Source organism: Agromyces salentinus (assembly GCF_009749395.1).
In the GTDB taxonomy this organism is placed as follows: Bacteria; Actinomycetota; Actinomycetes; order Actinomycetales; family Microbacteriaceae; genus Agromyces; species Agromyces salentinus.
In genome coordinates this window covers 182,715-198,835 of sequence record NZ_WBIR01000005.1, presented here as the reverse complement: position 1 = coordinate 198,835, position 16,121 = coordinate 182,715, and the positions used below count along the sequence as shown (strand labels likewise).

Here is a 16,121-nt window from a genome sequence, read left to right as displayed (position 1 = left end):
GGTCGCTGCTCCGGGAGGGTGGAGTCTCCACCTGAAGGAGACCCATGTCCACGAACACCGCGAGCACCACGGTCATCTCCGCGACGCCCGGAGACGCAGGCCCCCACGGCGAGGCCTCCGGCCCTCGTCGCGCCTCCTGGGCGGGCGTCGTCTCGCTCGGCCTCGGCATCTTCACGCTCGTGGCGAGCGAGTTCCTGCCCGCGAGCCTGCTCTCCCCGATCGCCGCCGACCTCGGGCTGACCGAGGGAGCGGCCGGCCAGCTCGTCACCGCGACGAGCATCATCGGCATCATCGGCGGACCTCTGGTCGTCTCGGCGCTGCCGCGGGTCGACCGCCGCTGGGTCATGGTCGGCCTCACCGCGCTCGCCGTCATCTCGAACGTGCTCGTGGCCGTCGCGCCCGTGTTCGGCCTCATGCTCGCCTCGCGGCTCCTGCTCGGCCTCGCGATCTCGGGGTTCTGGGCCATGTCCCTCGCCGTGACCTCGCAGCTCGTGCCCGCCGACCGGCTCGGGCGCGCCATGACGGTGGTCAACACCGGGCTCACGCTCGCGACGATCGCCGCGGTTCCCGCGGGCGCCATCCTCGGCGAGCTCATCGGCTGGCGCACGGTGTTCCTCGGAGCGGCGGCCGTCGGCGTCATCGCGCTGGCGGTGCAGGTGCTGACCCTGCCCTCGGTCCCGCCGACCGGGTCGCCGAGCTTCCGGACCCTCGTGCGCACGGCGGCGCGGCCGGTGGTGGCGCTCGGCGTCGTGTCGATCGTGCTCATCGCCGGCGGACACTTCGCCGGCTTCACCTACCTCCGTCCGGCCTTCGAGGAGATCGGCGGCGTGACGCCCGCGACGCTCGCGCTGCTGCTGGCGGCCTTCGGCGTCGCCTCCTTCGTCGGCAACCTGGCGGCGGGGCCGCTCGCCGACCGGGCCCTGCACGTGCTCGTGATCGGGGCGCCATCCGCCATCGGCGCCGCGACCATCCTCTATGCGCTGTGGGGCTCCGACCCCGTCGTCTCGGTGATCGCGGTCGTCGTGTGGGGTGCCGGCTTCGGGGCCATCCCGACGATGGTCCAGACCTGGATGGCCCGCGTCGCGCCCGACCGCCTCGAGAGCGCGGGCGGTCTCGTGGTCGCGGCCTTCCAGACGGCGATCACGATCGGTGCCGCCGTCGGCGGGGTCCTCGTGGACTCGGTCGGCGTGCAGGCCGCGCTGCTCGGCGGTGGCGTCACCGCGGTCATCGGCGGCGTGGTGCTCGCCTCGGCGAAGGCTCGCTGACGGGCTGTCCGAGCTCGCCACCCTGCGAGGGACGGCCGGTTCAGGCGACGGGCTGCAGGAGCGCGGTCCGTCGCCACAGGCTCGGCGCGACGCCGCTGTGGCGGCGGAAGGCGCGGCTGAACCCCTCCTCGCTGTCGTAGCCGAGACGGTAGGCGATGCCGCTCACGGGTTCGCCGTCGCGGAGCATCCGCTCGGCCTGCGCCATGCGGATGCGCGTGACGTAGCGGGCCGGGGTGTCGCCGACCGCGTCGCGGAACTGCTCCGCGAACTGCGAGCGCGAGGCGCGGGCGATGCGGGCGAGGGAGGCGACGGTCCACCTGGTGCCCGGATCCTCGTGGATTGCGGCCAGGGCGTCGCCGACGTTCGGGTCGCGTGCGGCCGCGAGCCATCCGCGGGCGGTCCCGCAGCCGTGCTCGAGCCAGAACCGCACCGCGGCCGAGATCCCGACATCGGTCAGCCCGGCGAGCACGGTGCCGGAACCCGGGCGTGCGGCGGATGCCTCGAGGTGCATCGTGTGGAGGAGGCCGGAGAAGGCCGGCTCGGCCCGTCCGAACCCGTAGGCGGCGAGGACGGGCGGCATGGCCCGTGTCATCGTCGGATGCGGCGCGAGCAGCGCGATGCTGGCGCTCAGGAGTTGCGCGTCCTCCAGGGCGGTCAGCCGGCTCGGGCCGCCCTGCGGCAGGAGCGCGATGTCGCCGCGATGGAGGGTCACCGTCTCGTCGCCGCGCGCGAGCTCGACGACGCCCGCGACGACGACGTGGAACCTCGTGACGGCGTGCTCGTCGCGTCGGACCTCGCCGCCGGCGAGGTCGCGGTGCGAGTACTCGATCATCGACCACCTCAGGTGCTCGAGGAGCCGTGCGATCGTGTCGGCGTCGTCGACCGAGCCCGGAGGCTGCGGCGACGGCGTGATCCTGCACATGGGTGGTGCAATCGCCTCGATGCGCGATCCATTCCCGGATGTCGCGGTCGATCGGCCTGGAGGCGACATCCCCTCGGGGTTAGCATCGAAGCGCCGAGGGGCGTGCGTCACCGAGCACCGCGAGGAGAGACATGGGCAAGGTCGCCTGGGGATTCACCTGTTCGATCGACGGCTTCATCGCCGGACCCGGGCACGACATGAGCTGGCTCTCCGCGGGCGAGCCGCTCGCCGAGGGCACCACGGAGCGCATGGCGGGCGAGGTCGCGGTGATCATCTCGGGCCGCTCGGGCTACGACGCCGCGAGGGCTCAGCGCGACGAGCGCGACGAGATGACCTCCGAGGCGTACGGCGGGGCGTGGTCGGGGACCGAGTTCATCCTCACGCACCGTCCCGAGGAGCTCGCCGACGACCCGTCGGTCATCGCCCTGGACTGCGACGTCGTCGAGGCGATCCGCCGTGCGCGTGAGATCGCCGGTGACCGGGACGTCCAGATCATCAGCGCCGACATCGCCCGTCAGGCCCTCGAGCACGACCTCATCGACGAGCTCCAGGTCTTCGTGGCGCCGGTGTTCCTCGGTGACGGGACGCGCATCTTCGACGTCCCGGGCGGACGCCGGGTCGACTGGGAGCTCGTCGAGATCTACGAGGGGGCCGAACGCAGCTTCGGCCGGACCTACCGCCCGAAGCGCGCCCGAACGGACGCCGGAACGGGCGACTCCTAGGCGGAGGGCTCGTCTTCGGGGTTCGGCAGGTACGCCGTGATGTCGACCGATTCGATGGCGGGGATATGCGTCGAGGCCGGGTCGATGTCGGGGCTGCTCATGTCGTGCTCCTCACTGCCGGCGCGTGCTCGAGATGAGCGACGGTGCACCTCGTCGTCGGCACCGCGACCCGCCGTTCGGTCGTCCGTGACCCCCATTCGGGTGATACGTCCTTGGAGTCTGTCGGACACCGCGTCCGAAGGCAACCCGCAATCGCTCCCGGCGACCGGCGCGCGCGGCCGCCTCAGCTCGCGAGGAACAGCGCCCCGCCGCCTCAGCCCACGAGGAGCAGCGGATCGGCGACCAGCCGCTCGCGCGCCTGTCGGCGGGCGCCGACGAGCGCCGCATCGAGGCCGCCTGACGCCGGCGAGAACACGGGGATCGCACTGATCGCCCCGTTGCCCACGCTCGGGCGATTGCCCTGCATGGCACTGCGGATGTCGCCCACGAACCCCGCCCAGTAGCCGCCGACGACGACGACCGCCGGGTCGATCGTGGGCACCACGACCTGGAGCGTGCGGCCGATCCAGTGGGCGGCATCGAGCCAGGCCCAGCGGGCTCGGTCCTCGGCCTCGTGGATGCGCAGGACGAGCTCCTCGAGGGCGGCCGCGCGACCGTCCGTCGCGGCATAGCCCGCCAGGCCCGCCCGCTCGAGCACGACCTCGGGCGCCGCGACCGTGGCGAGGCAGCCCTGCTGCCCGCACCGGCACCGCAGCCCCCCGGGCACGATCGGCAGGTGGCCGAACGTCGCCCCGAGCCCGTGTGCGCCGCGCAACGGCTGGCCGGCGGCGATGGCCGCTGCCGCCACCGAGACGTCGCCGTCGAGGTGGAGCACGTCGGCGATGCCGGGCAGGGCGTCGAGCTCCACGCCGGCGGCGGCTCCGGCCGCGGGGGCCATGCGCATGGGCAACGGCAGTGCCGCCTCAACCTCGGCCAGGCCGGGAACTGTCGCGCGGAGCCCGCCGAGCACGTCGACCGGCTCGGCTCCGAAGCGGGCGTCCATGATGACGACGGCGGGGGAGCCGACGATGGCGCCGTCGACGAGCACGCTCACGTCGGCGACACGGTGCCCCGAGCGCTCCGCCCGGGCGATCGCGCGGGAGAGCACCACGGCGAGCGGCGTGAGCGGGCTCGACGGCGGCTCGGCGCTCGGCGTCGGCAGCGGTTCGGTGAACCTCGCCACCTCGTCCCCTCCGAGGCTCGCGACGGTGGCGACGGCATCGTCGAGCGCCAGGTGCGCGGTGACGAGCACGCGATCGCCGCCCGCCAGCGTCAGCGGCGTCGACCGGCCGTCGCCGTGGGCGTCGCCCGACTCCCGGATGACGCCCGCGTCGAGCAGCCGAGCCGTGAGCCCCGCGACGGTGCCGCGCCCGAGGCCCGTGGCGTTCACGAGCTCGCTGCGCGTGGCGGTGCCGTGCGTCACGAGATGCTCGACGACGAGGGCGGATTGCTCGCGGTGGGTGTCAAGGGGGCCGGTGATGGTCGGGACCGTCGTATCGCCGGGTGTCATGTCGCAAGCATGCTGCCGGATGCCCCGCGGGTCACGTACCCCGTTCGGGGGGTTGTCAGGCCGGGGCCAGCAGCGAGGCGACCGAGGCGTAGCCGTCGGAGACCACCGACGACGGGTCGTCGTAGACGCGCGTCGCGCGTGCGGCATCCGTGTACCGAGGCCATCCGGGGTCGCCGCGCTCGATGAAGGCGACGGCGCCGCCGTGGACCTCGTCGGCGAGGGTCTGCGACGGGTTGGGCCCGGCGAGCGGCTCGATCGCGATCGAATCGAGGCAGTCGAAGAAGAAGGGCACGTCGAGGCAGTGCTCGGCGAACCCGAACCGGCCCGAGGGCCAGGAGAACCGGTACACCCAAGTCGGCGCGTGCTCCGGTGCGTCCCCGCGGAGGCCGACCAGCCCGACGACGGAGGTGCGGAACATCATGTCGGTGAGGTACCGCCCGGCGATGCGTGCGGTGCCCTTGCGGGCGATGTCCGCGTTCGCCGCGAGGTAGGGCTTCATCGCCGACTTCGAGAGGCCGAGCTTTCGCAGCACCACCGACTTGGGGATCCATCGCAGCTTCCGCTCCGCCTCGGCGAAGGCCATCGTGAACTCGTCGTCGGTGGCGCCGAGGACGAGCGGCTTGTCGGCGCCGACGCCGGCCCTGATCGACTCGCGGGTCGACCGGGGGAGCAGGTCGCCGTCGATCGCCGGCCCGAGCGGCAGCCCTTCGGTGAGCATCGACGCGAGCGAGTCGGGGCCGAGTTCGGTGGCCTTCTTCTGCAGTTCGAGGATGCGCTCCTCGGGCAGGGTCGAGAAGCCGCCGCGGGTCGGCTCGACGCCGGCCGCGGCTGCGAGTCCTCGCCCGAACGCCTCGCTGCGGTCGGGGCTCACATCGGCGAGGGCGCCCGAGATCGCGTAGACGCCGTGGAAGAGGTGCTGGGCCGCCTCCATGCCGAGCAGGGTGAGCACGGCGCCGCCGCCGGCCGACTGCCCGGCGATCGTCACGCGCGAGGGGTCGCCGCCGAACGCGGCGATGTTCTGCTGCACCCACTCGAGCGCGAGCAGCCAGTCGCGCACGCCGCGGTTCGACGGGGCATCCGCGATCCATCCGAAGCCGTCGAACCCGAGGCGGTACGAGATGCTGACGGTGACGACGCCGTCGCGGTTGAAGCGGGCACCGTCGTACCAGAGGCTCGCGGGCGAGCCGGCGAAGTAGCCGCCGCCGTGGATCCAGACCAGCACGGGCAGGCCGGCGGCCGTGCTCCCCGTGCTCCCGTCACCCGGCGGCACGCTCGCAGCCGTGCCTTCCGGCCGGGGCGTGAACACGTTGACGTTCAGCGTCGAGTCGCCGGGCACGCTCGGCTCGGGGATGAGGGTCACGCCGGGGTCGCCGCGCTGCGCGGTCGCGCCGAACTCGAGCGCGTCGCGCACGCCCTCCCAGGGCGCCTTCGGGACGGGCGCGGCGAAGCGGAGGTCGCCGACGGGCGCCTCGGCGAACGGGATGCCGAGGAAGGCTGCGGATGCCCCGGGCGTACCGGGTTCGCCGCGCCAGGCGCCGCGGACACGGCCGGCGATCGTGTCGACCTCGACGCGGGCATCGATGGAAGCGGGGTGGATCGACATGGTCTCCTCTTCGGTGAGCAGGGGGCGCGCACCGCGGCGGTGAAAGCCTAGTGACGCTCGGTGTTGAGTATGCGCGCCACCGGTCGCGAATTCAACCCGCGGCGTTGCGGCTGACGAGCTGCCACAGGTACTCGATGTGCTCGGCCATGTCGATCGAGGGGTCGAGCATCCACTGGGTCTGGAGGCCATCGGCGGCGGCCATGAAGAGGTTCGCGATGCGGTCCAGGTCGAGGTCGGGGTCCAGGCGGCCGGCCTGCTGCTCGTCTCGGAGCATGCCTCCGAAGGTGCCGCGGAACTGCACGTATCGCTCGACGAAGAACGCATGCGCCGGATGCGTCGCGTCGGCGGCCTCGGTGGAGAGCTGGGCGTAGAGCTGCACGAGTCCCGGCACCTCGCTGTTGTGCCGGATCACCTCGACGAACGACTCGATCGGGCGCTCGACCTCGAGCCCGTACGCCGCCATGTCCACCTCGTCGCGCTTGCGGAGGACCTCCTGGAAGAGCTCCTCCTTCGAGGAGAAGTAGTGCAGCAGCCCGGCCTGGCTGAGGCCCACGGCATCGGCGAGCTCCTTCACGCTCGTGCGCCGGTACCCGTTGCGGGCGATGACGTGGAGCGCGGTGGTGAGGATCTCCTCGCGCTTGGCGATGCCCTTTGCGTACGAACCCCGTGGTGCCATAGGGGAATGCTACGGACTCGCCCTTGCAAACCAAAACCGAGCGACGTATGGTTTCCTGACCAGCCTCGATGAGGAGGCTCCGAGAGAACCCGAGACCACATGACGACGGCGTCGACCCCCAGCCCCGCAGCAGAGCACCGCCCAGAAGAACCCGAGCAGCCCATCGCCTTCATCGAGGAAGCCGCGGGCCACGACGACCCGCCCGCTCCCATCACCGGCGTCCGACGCCTCCTCGGCTGGATCATCCCGGCCAACCTCGCCATCTTCCTCATCTGGGGCGCGGTGCCCGGGATCCTCCTCCCCGCGCAGGTCGCCGCCCAGTTCGGCGAGGCCGACAAGATCGGCAACCTCGCGATCGTCATGACGATCGGCGCGTTCTTCTCGATGATCGCCCAGCCCATCGCAGGCCAGGTCTCGGACCGCACGCGCTCGCGGTTCGGTCGTCGCGCGCCGTGGATCTTCCTGGGCTCGCTCGCCGGCGGCCTCGCCCTCGTCGGCCTCGCCTTCGCGAACAGCCTCGTCGGCATCGTCATCGCCTGGACGCTCGTGCAGATCACCTACAACTTCGCGCAGGGCCCGCTCAGCGCCGTCATGCCCGACCGCGTGCCCGTCAAGCGGCGCGGCACGTTCGCCACGCTCTCGGGCATCGGCCTCATGGTCGGCGCGCTCGGCGGCCAGGTCATCGGCTCGCTCTTCTACGGCAGCATCACGGCCGGATACCTCACGTTCGCGGCGTTCTCGCTCGTCATGCTCACCCTGTTCATCGTCTTCAACCCCGACCACTCGTCGAAGGACCTCGAGGTCGAGCCGTTCAGGTTCGCGGACTTCCTGCGCACCTTCTGGGTCAGCCCGATCAAGCACCCCGACTTCTTCTGGGCGTTCACCGGCCGCCTGCTGCTCTACACGGGGTACTTCGCCGTCACCGGCTTCCAGCTCTACCTCCTCACCGACTACTTCGGCGTCGAGCGGCCGCAGGACGTCATCCCCGTGCTCGGGCTCATCAGCCTCGCGGGCATCCTGATCGCGACCATCGTCTCCGGCCCGCTCTCGGACAAGATCGGTCGCCGGAAGATCTTCGTCTTCGTGTCGTCGGCCGTGACCGGCCTCGCCTTCCTGCTGCCGTGGGTCTGGCCCGACCTCACCGCTTGGATGATCATGACCTTCATCTCCGGTCTCGGCTTCGGCATGTTCCAGGCCGTCGACACGGCCCTCATGAGCGAGGTGCTGCCCTCGGCGAAGTCCTTCGCGAAGGACCTCGGCGTGGTCAACATCGCGGCGACCCTGCCGCAGACCCTCGCCCCCGGCGTCGCCGGCGCGATCGTGCTCGCGTTCGGCTTCGAGGGGCTCTTCCCCGTCGCCATCGTGCTCTCGGTCCTCGGTGCGTTCGCCGTCTGGCCGATCAAGGCGGTGAAGTGATGGCGGATGCCGCGGGCACGCCCGCCACGCATCGTCGAATGCTCGGCCCCCTGTTCCGGCGAGCCGCACCGACCACGGGCGCGCCCACCGCGCGACCCGCCTCGTAACCTCGACCCAGAGAGGCCGGCGCCCATCGCCGGCATGTGAAGGAGCACCATGACCGACACCGTGAACACCGCCACCGAGGCATCCGCCGAAGAGGTCGTCGCGGGCCTCACCCTCGAGGAGAAGGCCTCGCTCACGAGCGGCGCCGACTTCTGGACCACGAAGTCGATCGACCGGGCCGGCATCCCGTCGATCCTGCTGACCGATGGACCGCACGGCGTGCGCCTGCAGCGCGCCGAGAGCGATCACCTCGGCATCGGCGACAGCGTGCCCGCGACCTGCTTCCCGCCGGCCGTGGCCCTCGGCTCGTCGTTCGACCCCGAGTTGCTCGAGCGGGTGGGCACCGCCCTCGGCGAGGAGGCGCAGGCCGAGGGCGTCGGCGTGCTGCTCGGCCCCGGCATCAACATCAAGCGCTCGCCGCTCTGCGGCCGCAACTTCGAATACCTCTCGGAGGACCCGATCGTGTCGGGCGTGCTGGGCTCCGCGCTCGTGCGCGGCCTGCAGTCGCAGGGCGTCGGCGCCTCGCTGAAGCACTTCGCCGCCAACAACCAGGAGGCCGACCGCATGCGCGTCTCGGCCGACATCGACGAGCGGCCGCTCCGCGAGATCTACCTGCGCGGCTTCCAGCGCGTCGTCGAGGACGAGCAGCCCTGGACCGTCATGTGCTCGTACAACCGGCTCAACGGCGTCTACACGTCGGAGGACCCGTGGCTGCTCGCGACGGTGCTGCGCGACGAATGGGGCTTCGAGGGCCTCGTCGTCTCCGACTGGGGAGCCGTCAACACCCGCGTCGACGCCCTCGTCGCTGGCCTCGACCTCGAGATGCCGGCGAGCGGCGGCAGGACCGAGGCCCAACTCGTCGCCGCCGTGCAGGACGGCTCGCTGGAGGAGTCGGTGCTCGACCTCGGCGCCCGCCGCAACGTCGAGCTCGTGCAGAAGGTCGTCGCCAACGCGAAGGCGGATGCCGCGTACGACGCCGACGCCCATCACGCCCTCGCCCGTGAGGTCGCCGCCGCGTCGATCGTGCTGCTGAAGAACGAGGGCGGCGTATTGCCGCTCGCGCCGGACGCCTCCGTCGCCGTCATCGGCGAGTTGGCCCGCACGCCGCGCTACCAGGGCGCCGGCTCGTCGCAGATCAACCCGACGCGTCTCGACAACGCGCTCGACGAGATCCGCGCGCTCGCGGGCGCGGACGTGCCGTTCGCCCCGGGGTACGCCTCCGATGCCTCGGTGTCGGAGGAGCTGACGGCCGAGGCCGTCGCCGTGGCATCCGCCGCCTCGACCGTGCTGCTCTTCCTGGGCGTCCCGGCCGAGCAGGAGTCCGAGGGCTTCGACCGCGACGACCTCGAGCTCCCCGCCGGGCAGACCGAGCTGCTCGACGCCGTCCTCGCCGCCAACGCGAGCGTGGTCGTCGTGCTCTCCAACGGCGGCGTGGTGCGGCTTTCGGGCTTCGCCGACCGGGTACCGGCGATCCTCGAGGGCTGGCTGCTCGGCCAGGCCGGCGGCGGTGCGGTGGCCGACGTGCTCTACGGCGTCGTGAACCCCTCGGCACGCCTCACGGAGACCGTGCCGGTGCGCCTGGCCGACAGCCCCGCCTTCCTCGACTTCCCGGGGGAGCACGGGCACGTGCGCTACGGCGAGGGGCTCTTCGTGGGCTACCGCTGGTACGACGCCCGCGACCTCGAGGTCACCTACCCGTTCGGCCACGGCCTGTCGTACACGAGCTTCGCGTACTCGGATGCCGCGGCCACGGCCGACGACTCCGGCCTCACGGTGCGCGTCACCGTGACGAACACGGGCGACCGCGACGGCGCCGAGGTCGTGCAGGTCTACACCTCGCTCGCCGGCTCGGCCGTCGTGCGCGCCCCGCGCGAGCTCAAGGGCTTCGCGAAGGTCGCGCTCGCCGCGGGCGAGTCGCGCGAGGTCGCGGTGCACGTGCGCCGCGAGGACCTCGCGTACTGGGACACCCGGGTCGACCGGTGGGTCGTCGAGGGCGGCTCGTACACGGTGGAGGTCGGGGCGTCGAGCCGCGACATCCGCTCGGCCGCGACCGTGGAGGTCGAGGGTGACGCGGTCAGCGCGCCGCTCTCGATGAACTCGTCGATCGGCGAGCTCATCGCCCACCCGGTCGCCGGTCCCATCGTGCTCGCGGCCTTCACGGGCGGCGACGGCGGAGGGGCGGCGGGCGCGATCATGGGCGACCCGGCGATGTTCAAGATGATGGCCTCGTTCCCGGTCGGCCGCCTGGCGTCGTTCCCGGGCATGCCGGTCACGATGGAGCAGGTCGAGCAACTCATCGCCGCCTCGAACGGGCAGGGCGCGTAGCCCGCAGCAGCATGACACGGCGCCTCGTCCCTCTTCGGAGGGGCGGGGCGTCGTCGTGCGTGGTCGTCGCGCGAGCCCCGCCGCGCGCTCGTCCCGCCAACCCCTCGAAACGTCGCAGATGGTCCTCATTCCGGTGGGATGGTGACCATCTGCGACCGTTCGCGTATCGAGATGGGCGCGCGCGAGGGCGAGCGCGAGCGTGAGGGCGGACGCGAGGGGGATGCGCGGTCGCGCCGCAACCCCCTGTTGTGCCGGCACGACCCGATGCCAGACTGGCTGGACAGACGGAACTGGACAGACGGAACTGGACAGACGGAAGGGGTACCGGATGTCGCGGACGAAGTCCGAGAAGCTGCGCAAGGAGGCCCGCGCGGAGGCGAGGCGCGCCGTGCGCGAGGCGAAGCGCGCTGCGAAGCAGGCGCGCAAGGTCGGGGAGGGCCTCACCCGCAAGGGCCGCGAGCGGTTCGCGGCGCTGACCGCCGATGCACAGGCCGACCTGCGTCTCGCGCGCGAGCTGCGCAAGAGCCGCCCGCACGAGGCGCGGCGCCTGGCGCACCGCTCGACGCGGCGGCTGGTCGGCGCGACGACGAGGGCCGCGGCATCCGGTGATGCCGACGATCGCAAGCGGGCGGATGCCACGGCGAAGCGCCACCAGACCGCGCTCGTCCTCGCGACCAAGCACCGCCGCGACGCCGCCAAGCGGGTCCAGAAGTGGGCGGACTCCGCCGCGAAGCAGTGGAAGCTGGGCGCCGCCCCTCCCAAGTGACCCGCGTGGCGCCATCGGCTGGGGCGCCCGTCGTGCCGCGGCATCCGAGCGGGCAGCGCCGGCGCACGGCAGCCATCCGGCGACATCGAGAGATCCGCGACGAAGGAGGAGCACGCATGGCCATCAGGCTGAACGAGACCGCCCTGCGGAACGCGCGTTCGCTCGTGCGCGACGGCAAGGTCGAGCGCGACGAGCGCGACGACTGGAGCGAGCACGCGCCGAGCGCCGACGAGGAGAACGCGTTCATCGAGGAGCACGGCTGGACCGAGTACCGGCACTGGCACCTCGGCATCGACGATGACGCGAACGAGGAGACCAAGGAGGCGTACTCGTTCCCGTACGGCGACTTCCGCAAGGTGCACCGCTGCGGCGTGATCTCGCTCGAGAGTCGCGCCGGGCAGTACGACCACGACGACGTCCGCGACGCGGCGAAGAAGCTGCTCGAGTTGATCGACGGCGACTGATCGCCGGCTCCGGGCAGACGACCGTGCCCGGCCGCCTTCGAGAGGCGCCGGGCACGGTCGTCGAGCGGGCTCAGCCGGTGACGGCGGCCTTCTTCGCGGCGGGCTTCCGCGGTGCGGCCTTGGCCGCCGGCGACGACGTGCCGGCCGCCGCGGCCGCCGACTTCGTCGCAGACGGACGCGGGGACCGCACGGCCTTCGGCTTCGCCGCGAGCGCCTGCTCCGCGGCATCCGCCACCGGCCGCGCGATGGGCATGAGGCGCGTGAGCTGCGTGACGTGCTGCGGGCCGAGCTCGTCGAGCGTGGCGACCTCGAGCAGCTTCATCGTGCGCTCGACCTCGGTCCGGAGGATCGAAATGGTCTTGTCGACGCCGCGACGCCCGCCGGCCATGAGGCCGTAGAGGTACGCGCGTCCGATCATCGTGAGCCTGGCGCCGAGGGCGACGGATGCCACGATGTCGGCGCCGTTCATGATGCCGGTGTCGATGTGCACCTCCATGTCGGTGCCGACCTCGCGCACGACGTGGGGGAGCAGGTGGAAGGGGATCGGCGCCCGGTCGAGTTGGCGCCCGCCGTGGTTGGAGAGCACGACGCCGTCGACGCCGCGGTCGGCGAGGAGCCGGGCGTCCTCGACGGTCTGCACGCCCTTGACGACGATCTTGCCCGGCCACATGCCGCGGATGATGTCGAGGTCGTCGAACGAGATCGTCGGGTCCATGGCGTTGTCGAGCAGTTCGCCGACGGTGCCGCCCGTCGAGGACAGCGACGCGAACTCGAGCTTCGGCGTGGTGAGGAAGTTGATCCACCAGGCCGGGCGCGGCAGGGCGTTCAGCACCGTGCCGGGGGTCAGCTGCGGCGGGATCGAGAAGCCGTTGCGCTTGTCGCGGTGGCGTGCGCCGGCGACCGGGGTGTCGACCGTGAAGAACAGCGTGTCGAAGCCGGCCGCGGCGGCGCGACGCACGAGGCCGTAGGAGATCTCGCGATCGCGCATGACGTAGAGCTGGAACCAGTTGCGGCCATTCGGGTTCGCCGCCTTCACGTCCTCGATCGACGTGGTGCCGAGCGTCGACAGCGTGAAGGGGATGCCGGCCGCGCCGGCCGCGCCGGCGCCCGCGATCTCGCCCTCGGTCTGCATCATGCGCGTGAAGCCGGTCGGCGCGATGGCGAAGGGCAGGGAGCTCGTGCCCCCGAGCACCTCGCGCGTCGTGTCGACGACGGGCACGCTGCGGAGGATCGACGGGTGGAACTCGACGTCCTGGAACGCCTGGCGCGCGCGAGCCAGCGACAGCTCGCCCTCGGCCGCGCCCTCGGTGTAGTCGAACGGGGCCTTCGGCGTGCGGCGCTGCGCGATCGCCCGCAGGTCGGCGATCGTGAGCGCCTTCTCGAGGCGCCGGTCGGTGGGGTTCGCCGTCGGCACCTTGAACTTCATGAGCTCGGCGAGCTCCTTGGGCTTCGGGAACTGTCGCTGGACCATCTTCGGTGCTCGCTCTCTGGGGGTTCGGTTCGGGGTCGCCGACGGCGGGTCAGACCGGGGCCGGCGCGGGGGCCGGCGCGGGGGTCGGGTCGGGTTCGGGGCTCGTCGCGTCCGCGGCCGCGACGTGCGGTGCAGCCGCCGCCGTGCGGGCGTCGGGCTCGGAGGTCTCGGCGTAGTACCCCGAGATGTGGTCGTGGATGCGGGTGCGGGCGGCTGCGGCATCCGCTGCCCTGATCGCGTCGACGACGCCGCGGTGCTCACGGCGCAGGCGAGCGGATGTCGCGTGCCAGTCGTCGATGCGCGCCAGGCCGTCGAGCGCATAGCCCTCGATGCCGCTGCGCAGTCCGGCCATCGTCGCGGTGACCACCTGGTTGCCCGAGGCCTCGGCCAGGGCGAGGTGGAACGCGGCGTCGAGCGCGAGGAACTCGGCGGCGGCGAGGTCTGGGGAGTCCATGGCGTCGAGCAGTCGTTCGGCCGCGGTGAGGTCGGGCGAGGTCGCGGACGCGGGCGCGGCTGATTCGGCCAGCTCGCCGGCGACGGCCGACTCGAGGATGAGGCGGGTGCGCACGATGTCGGCGACCGGGAAGCCGTGCGCGGCGACCTGGAGGCGCATGAGCGCGCTCATCGCGCCGCCGGGGGTGGCCACGATGATCGCGCCCGCGGTGGGTCCCGAGCCCGACGCCGTGCGGATGAGGCCCATGACCTCGAGCACGCGCAGCGCCTCGCGGACGCTCGAGCGGCCGACGCCGAGGTCGACGGCCAGGGCGCGCTCGCCGGGGAGCCGGTCGCCGGGGAGGAGGTCGCCGTCGAGGAGGCGCCGCTCGATGTGCTCGAGCACGGCGCGCCAGGCGCGGGGGCTCTCGGCGTCGTCGGTCACGTCGGCTCCTTCCGCGCTGTGGTCAGACCACAGTAGCATGTGTGGTCTGACCACAGGCGGCGGCGCGACCGCAGCACAACCGCGGCACGACGGCGGCGGCCCGGCGGCGTCGACCTCAGCTCGAGCGGCCCTCGTCGCCCGCGCGCGAGCGGATCGTGTCATCCGTCGCCTCGACCGTGGGCGCATCGGGCGCGTCGCGCAGCCGCTTGGTGCCGATGCCGACGGGGATGCCCGCCTCGGGGTGGTTCAGGTCGAACGCCGGCGACTCCGAGCGGATGCGCGGGATCGAGGTGAAGTTGTGCCGCGGCGGCGGGCAGCTCGTCGCCCACTCGAGCGAACGGGCGTAGCCCCAGGGATCGTTCACCGTGACCTTGGGGTGCCGCCGGCTCACGAACACGTTGAGGAAGAACGGGATCATGGATGCCGCGAGCAGGGCCGAGCCCATCGTCGAGAGCTGGTGCATCCAGCCGAACCCGTCCCCGGGCAGGTAGTTGGCGTAGCGGCGGGGCATGCCGACGACCCCGAGCCAGTGGTGGATCAGGAACGTCATGTGGAAGCCGATGAAGAGCATCCAGAAGTGCCACTTGCCGAGGTGCTCGTCGAGCATGCGACCCGTCCACTTCGGCCACCAGAAGTAGAAGCCGGAGAACATCGCGAACACGACCGTGCCGAATACGACGTAGTGGAAGTGCGCGACGACGAAGTAGGTGTCGTGCACGTGGAAGTCCAGCGGCGGCGACGCGAGGATGACGCCCGTCAGCCCGCCGAACACGAACGTCACGAGGAAGCCGATGGCCCAGACGATGGGCGTCTCGAACGTGATCGACCCGCGCCACATCGTGCCCACCCAGTTGAAGATCTTCACGCCGGTGGGCACCGCGATGAGGACGGTCATGATCGAGAAGAACGGCAGCAGCACGCCGCCGGTGGTGAACATGTGGTGCGCCCAGACCGCGACCGAGTAGGCGGCGATCGCGATGGTCGCGTAGATCAGCGTCTTGTAGCCGAAGATCGGCTTCCGGCTGAAGACCGGGAAGACCTCCGAGACGATGCCGAAGAACGGCAGCGCGATGACGTACACCTCGGGGTGCCCGAAGAACCAGAACAGGTGCTGCCAGAGGAGGACCCCGCCGTTCTCGGGGTCGAAGACGTGCGCGCCGAAGAGACGGTCGGCGGCGAGGCCGAAGAGCGCGGCGGCGAGGATCGGGAAGGCGATGAGCACGAGGATCGAGGTCACGAGGATGTTCCACGTGAAGATCGGCATCCGGAACATCGTCATGCCGGGTGCGCGCATCGTCATGATCGTCGTGATGAAGTTCACGGCGCCGAGGATCGTGGAGAACCCGGTCAGCGCGAGGCCGAGCACCCAGAGCGTGCCGCCCACGCCCGGGGAGAAGGTCGTCGTCGACAGCGGCGTGTAGGCCGTCCACCCGAACGAGGCGGCCCCCTGCGGCGAGACGAACCCGCCGACCGCGATCAGCGACCCGAACAGGAAGAGCCAGTACGAGAACGCGTTCAGGCGCGGGAACGCGACGTCCGGCGTGCCGATCTGCAACGGCATGATCGCGTTCGCGAACCCGGCGAAGAGCGGCGTCGCGAACAGCAGCATCATGATCGTGCCGTGCATCGTGAACATCTGGTTGTACTGCTCGGCGGTCTGCACGACCTCCAGGCCCGGCTGCCAGAGCTCGGCCCGCACGACGAGCGCGAGCACCCCGCCGAAGCAGAAGTACGCGAACGACGTCACGAGGTAGAGGTAGCCCACCCGCTTGTGATCGGTGGTCGACAGGAACTGCACGACCAGGCCGCGACGGCGAGCCGCCCGGCGCTCGTCCTCGATGCGTTCCACGGTGGACGCTGCAGTGGAGATGGCCATCGTCGGAACGCCCCCGCCCGGCTCGAAGCTCCCGCCCGCGCGGGGCATCCGCACGTCGGCCCGACGGGGTGATTCCCGCCGGGC

General features: G+C 71.8%; 13 protein-coding genes. 6 read left to right on the top strand and 7 right to left on the bottom strand.

Going from position 1 to position 16,121, the window contains the following annotated elements:
- Window positions 1–44 precede the first annotated feature (44 nt).
- Window positions 45–1,265 carry an MFS transporter gene (locus GQQ95_RS06715; RefSeq protein WP_157426882.1) on the top strand — a complete coding sequence of 407 codons (1,221 nt, stop codon included), beginning with the start codon at window positions 45–47 and terminating at the stop codon, window positions 1,263–1,265.
- A 40-nt stretch (window positions 1,266–1,305) separates the two neighbouring features.
- Here the strand turns inward: GQQ95_RS06715 and GQQ95_RS06710 are convergent, their stop codons facing one another.
- The gene (locus GQQ95_RS06710; protein WP_170296996.1) at window positions 1,306–2,187 is read right to left on the bottom strand and encodes a helix-turn-helix transcriptional regulator; all 882 of its coding nucleotides are present in this window, start codon (window positions 2,185–2,187) and stop codon (window positions 1,306–1,308) included.
- A gap of 131 nt (window positions 2,188–2,318) precedes the next feature.
- Here GQQ95_RS06710 and GQQ95_RS06705 point away from each other — a divergent pair, with 131 nt between their 5' ends.
- Complete coding sequence (locus GQQ95_RS06705) at window positions 2,319–2,909, top strand: dihydrofolate reductase family protein (protein ID WP_157426880.1); 591 nt, start codon at window positions 2,319–2,321, stop codon at window positions 2,907–2,909.
- A 313-nt stretch (window positions 2,910–3,222) separates the two neighbouring features.
- On the opposite strand, the gene GQQ95_RS06700 is transcribed toward GQQ95_RS06705, so the two are convergent.
- From GQQ95_RS06700 to GQQ95_RS06690, 3 genes are all read right to left on the bottom strand, one after another.
- Window positions 3,223–4,458, bottom strand: a complete 1,236-nt coding sequence (locus tag GQQ95_RS06700; RefSeq protein WP_170296995.1) for an ROK family transcriptional regulator — start codon at window positions 4,456–4,458, stop codon at window positions 3,223–3,225.
- A 55-nt stretch (window positions 4,459–4,513) separates the two neighbouring features.
- The gene (locus GQQ95_RS06695) at window positions 4,514–6,061 is read right to left on the bottom strand and encodes a carboxylesterase/lipase family protein (protein ID WP_157426878.1); all 1,548 of its coding nucleotides are present in this window, start codon (window positions 6,059–6,061) and stop codon (window positions 4,514–4,516) included.
- A 91-nt stretch (window positions 6,062–6,152) separates the two neighbouring features.
- Entirely contained in the window at window positions 6,153–6,737 is a 585-nt protein-coding gene (locus tag GQQ95_RS06690; RefSeq protein WP_212275322.1) for a TetR/AcrR family transcriptional regulator, read from the bottom strand.
- Between the two features lie 99 nt (window positions 6,738–6,836).
- Between GQQ95_RS06690 and GQQ95_RS06685 the strand changes: the two genes are divergently transcribed.
- The 4 genes from GQQ95_RS06685 (at window position 6,837) to GQQ95_RS06670 (ending at window position 11,813) form a co-directional block, all read left to right on the top strand.
- Window positions 6,837–8,153 carry an MFS transporter gene (locus tag GQQ95_RS06685; protein ID WP_157426877.1) on the top strand — a complete coding sequence of 439 codons (1,317 nt, stop codon included), beginning with the start codon at window positions 6,837–6,839 and terminating at the stop codon, window positions 8,151–8,153.
- 156 nt (window positions 8,154–8,309) lie between these two features.
- The gene (locus GQQ95_RS06680; RefSeq protein ID WP_157426876.1) at window positions 8,310–10,583 is read left to right on the top strand and encodes a glycoside hydrolase family 3 C-terminal domain-containing protein; all 2,274 of its coding nucleotides are present in this window, start codon (window positions 8,310–8,312) and stop codon (window positions 10,581–10,583) included.
- A 328-nt stretch (window positions 10,584–10,911) separates the two neighbouring features.
- Window positions 10,912–11,349, top strand: a complete 438-nt coding sequence (locus tag GQQ95_RS06675) for a hypothetical protein (protein WP_157426875.1) — start codon at window positions 10,912–10,914, stop codon at window positions 11,347–11,349.
- Window positions 11,350–11,465: 116 nt separating this feature from the next.
- Window positions 11,466–11,813, top strand: a complete 348-nt coding sequence (locus GQQ95_RS06670) for a hypothetical protein (protein WP_157426874.1) — start codon at window positions 11,466–11,468, stop codon at window positions 11,811–11,813.
- 70 nt (window positions 11,814–11,883) lie between these two features.
- Here the strand turns inward: GQQ95_RS06670 and GQQ95_RS06665 are convergent, their stop codons facing one another.
- The 3 genes from GQQ95_RS06665 to ctaD form a co-directional block, all read right to left on the bottom strand.
- Window positions 11,884–13,284: an alpha-hydroxy acid oxidase gene (locus tag GQQ95_RS06665; RefSeq protein ID WP_157426873.1), complete on the bottom strand. Its 1,401-nt coding sequence runs from the start codon at window positions 13,282–13,284 to the stop codon at window positions 11,884–11,886.
- A 49-nt stretch (window positions 13,285–13,333) separates the two neighbouring features.
- A complete protein-coding gene (locus GQQ95_RS06660; RefSeq protein ID WP_246205217.1) occupies window positions 13,334–14,161 on the bottom strand; it encodes a FadR/GntR family transcriptional regulator in 828 nt (275 codons plus the stop codon).
- 115 nt (window positions 14,162–14,276) lie between these two features.
- A complete protein-coding gene (gene ctaD, locus GQQ95_RS06655; protein WP_157426871.1) occupies window positions 14,277–16,037 on the bottom strand; it encodes an aa3-type cytochrome oxidase subunit I in 1,761 nt (586 codons plus the stop codon).
- Window positions 16,038–16,121 lie beyond the last annotated feature (84 nt).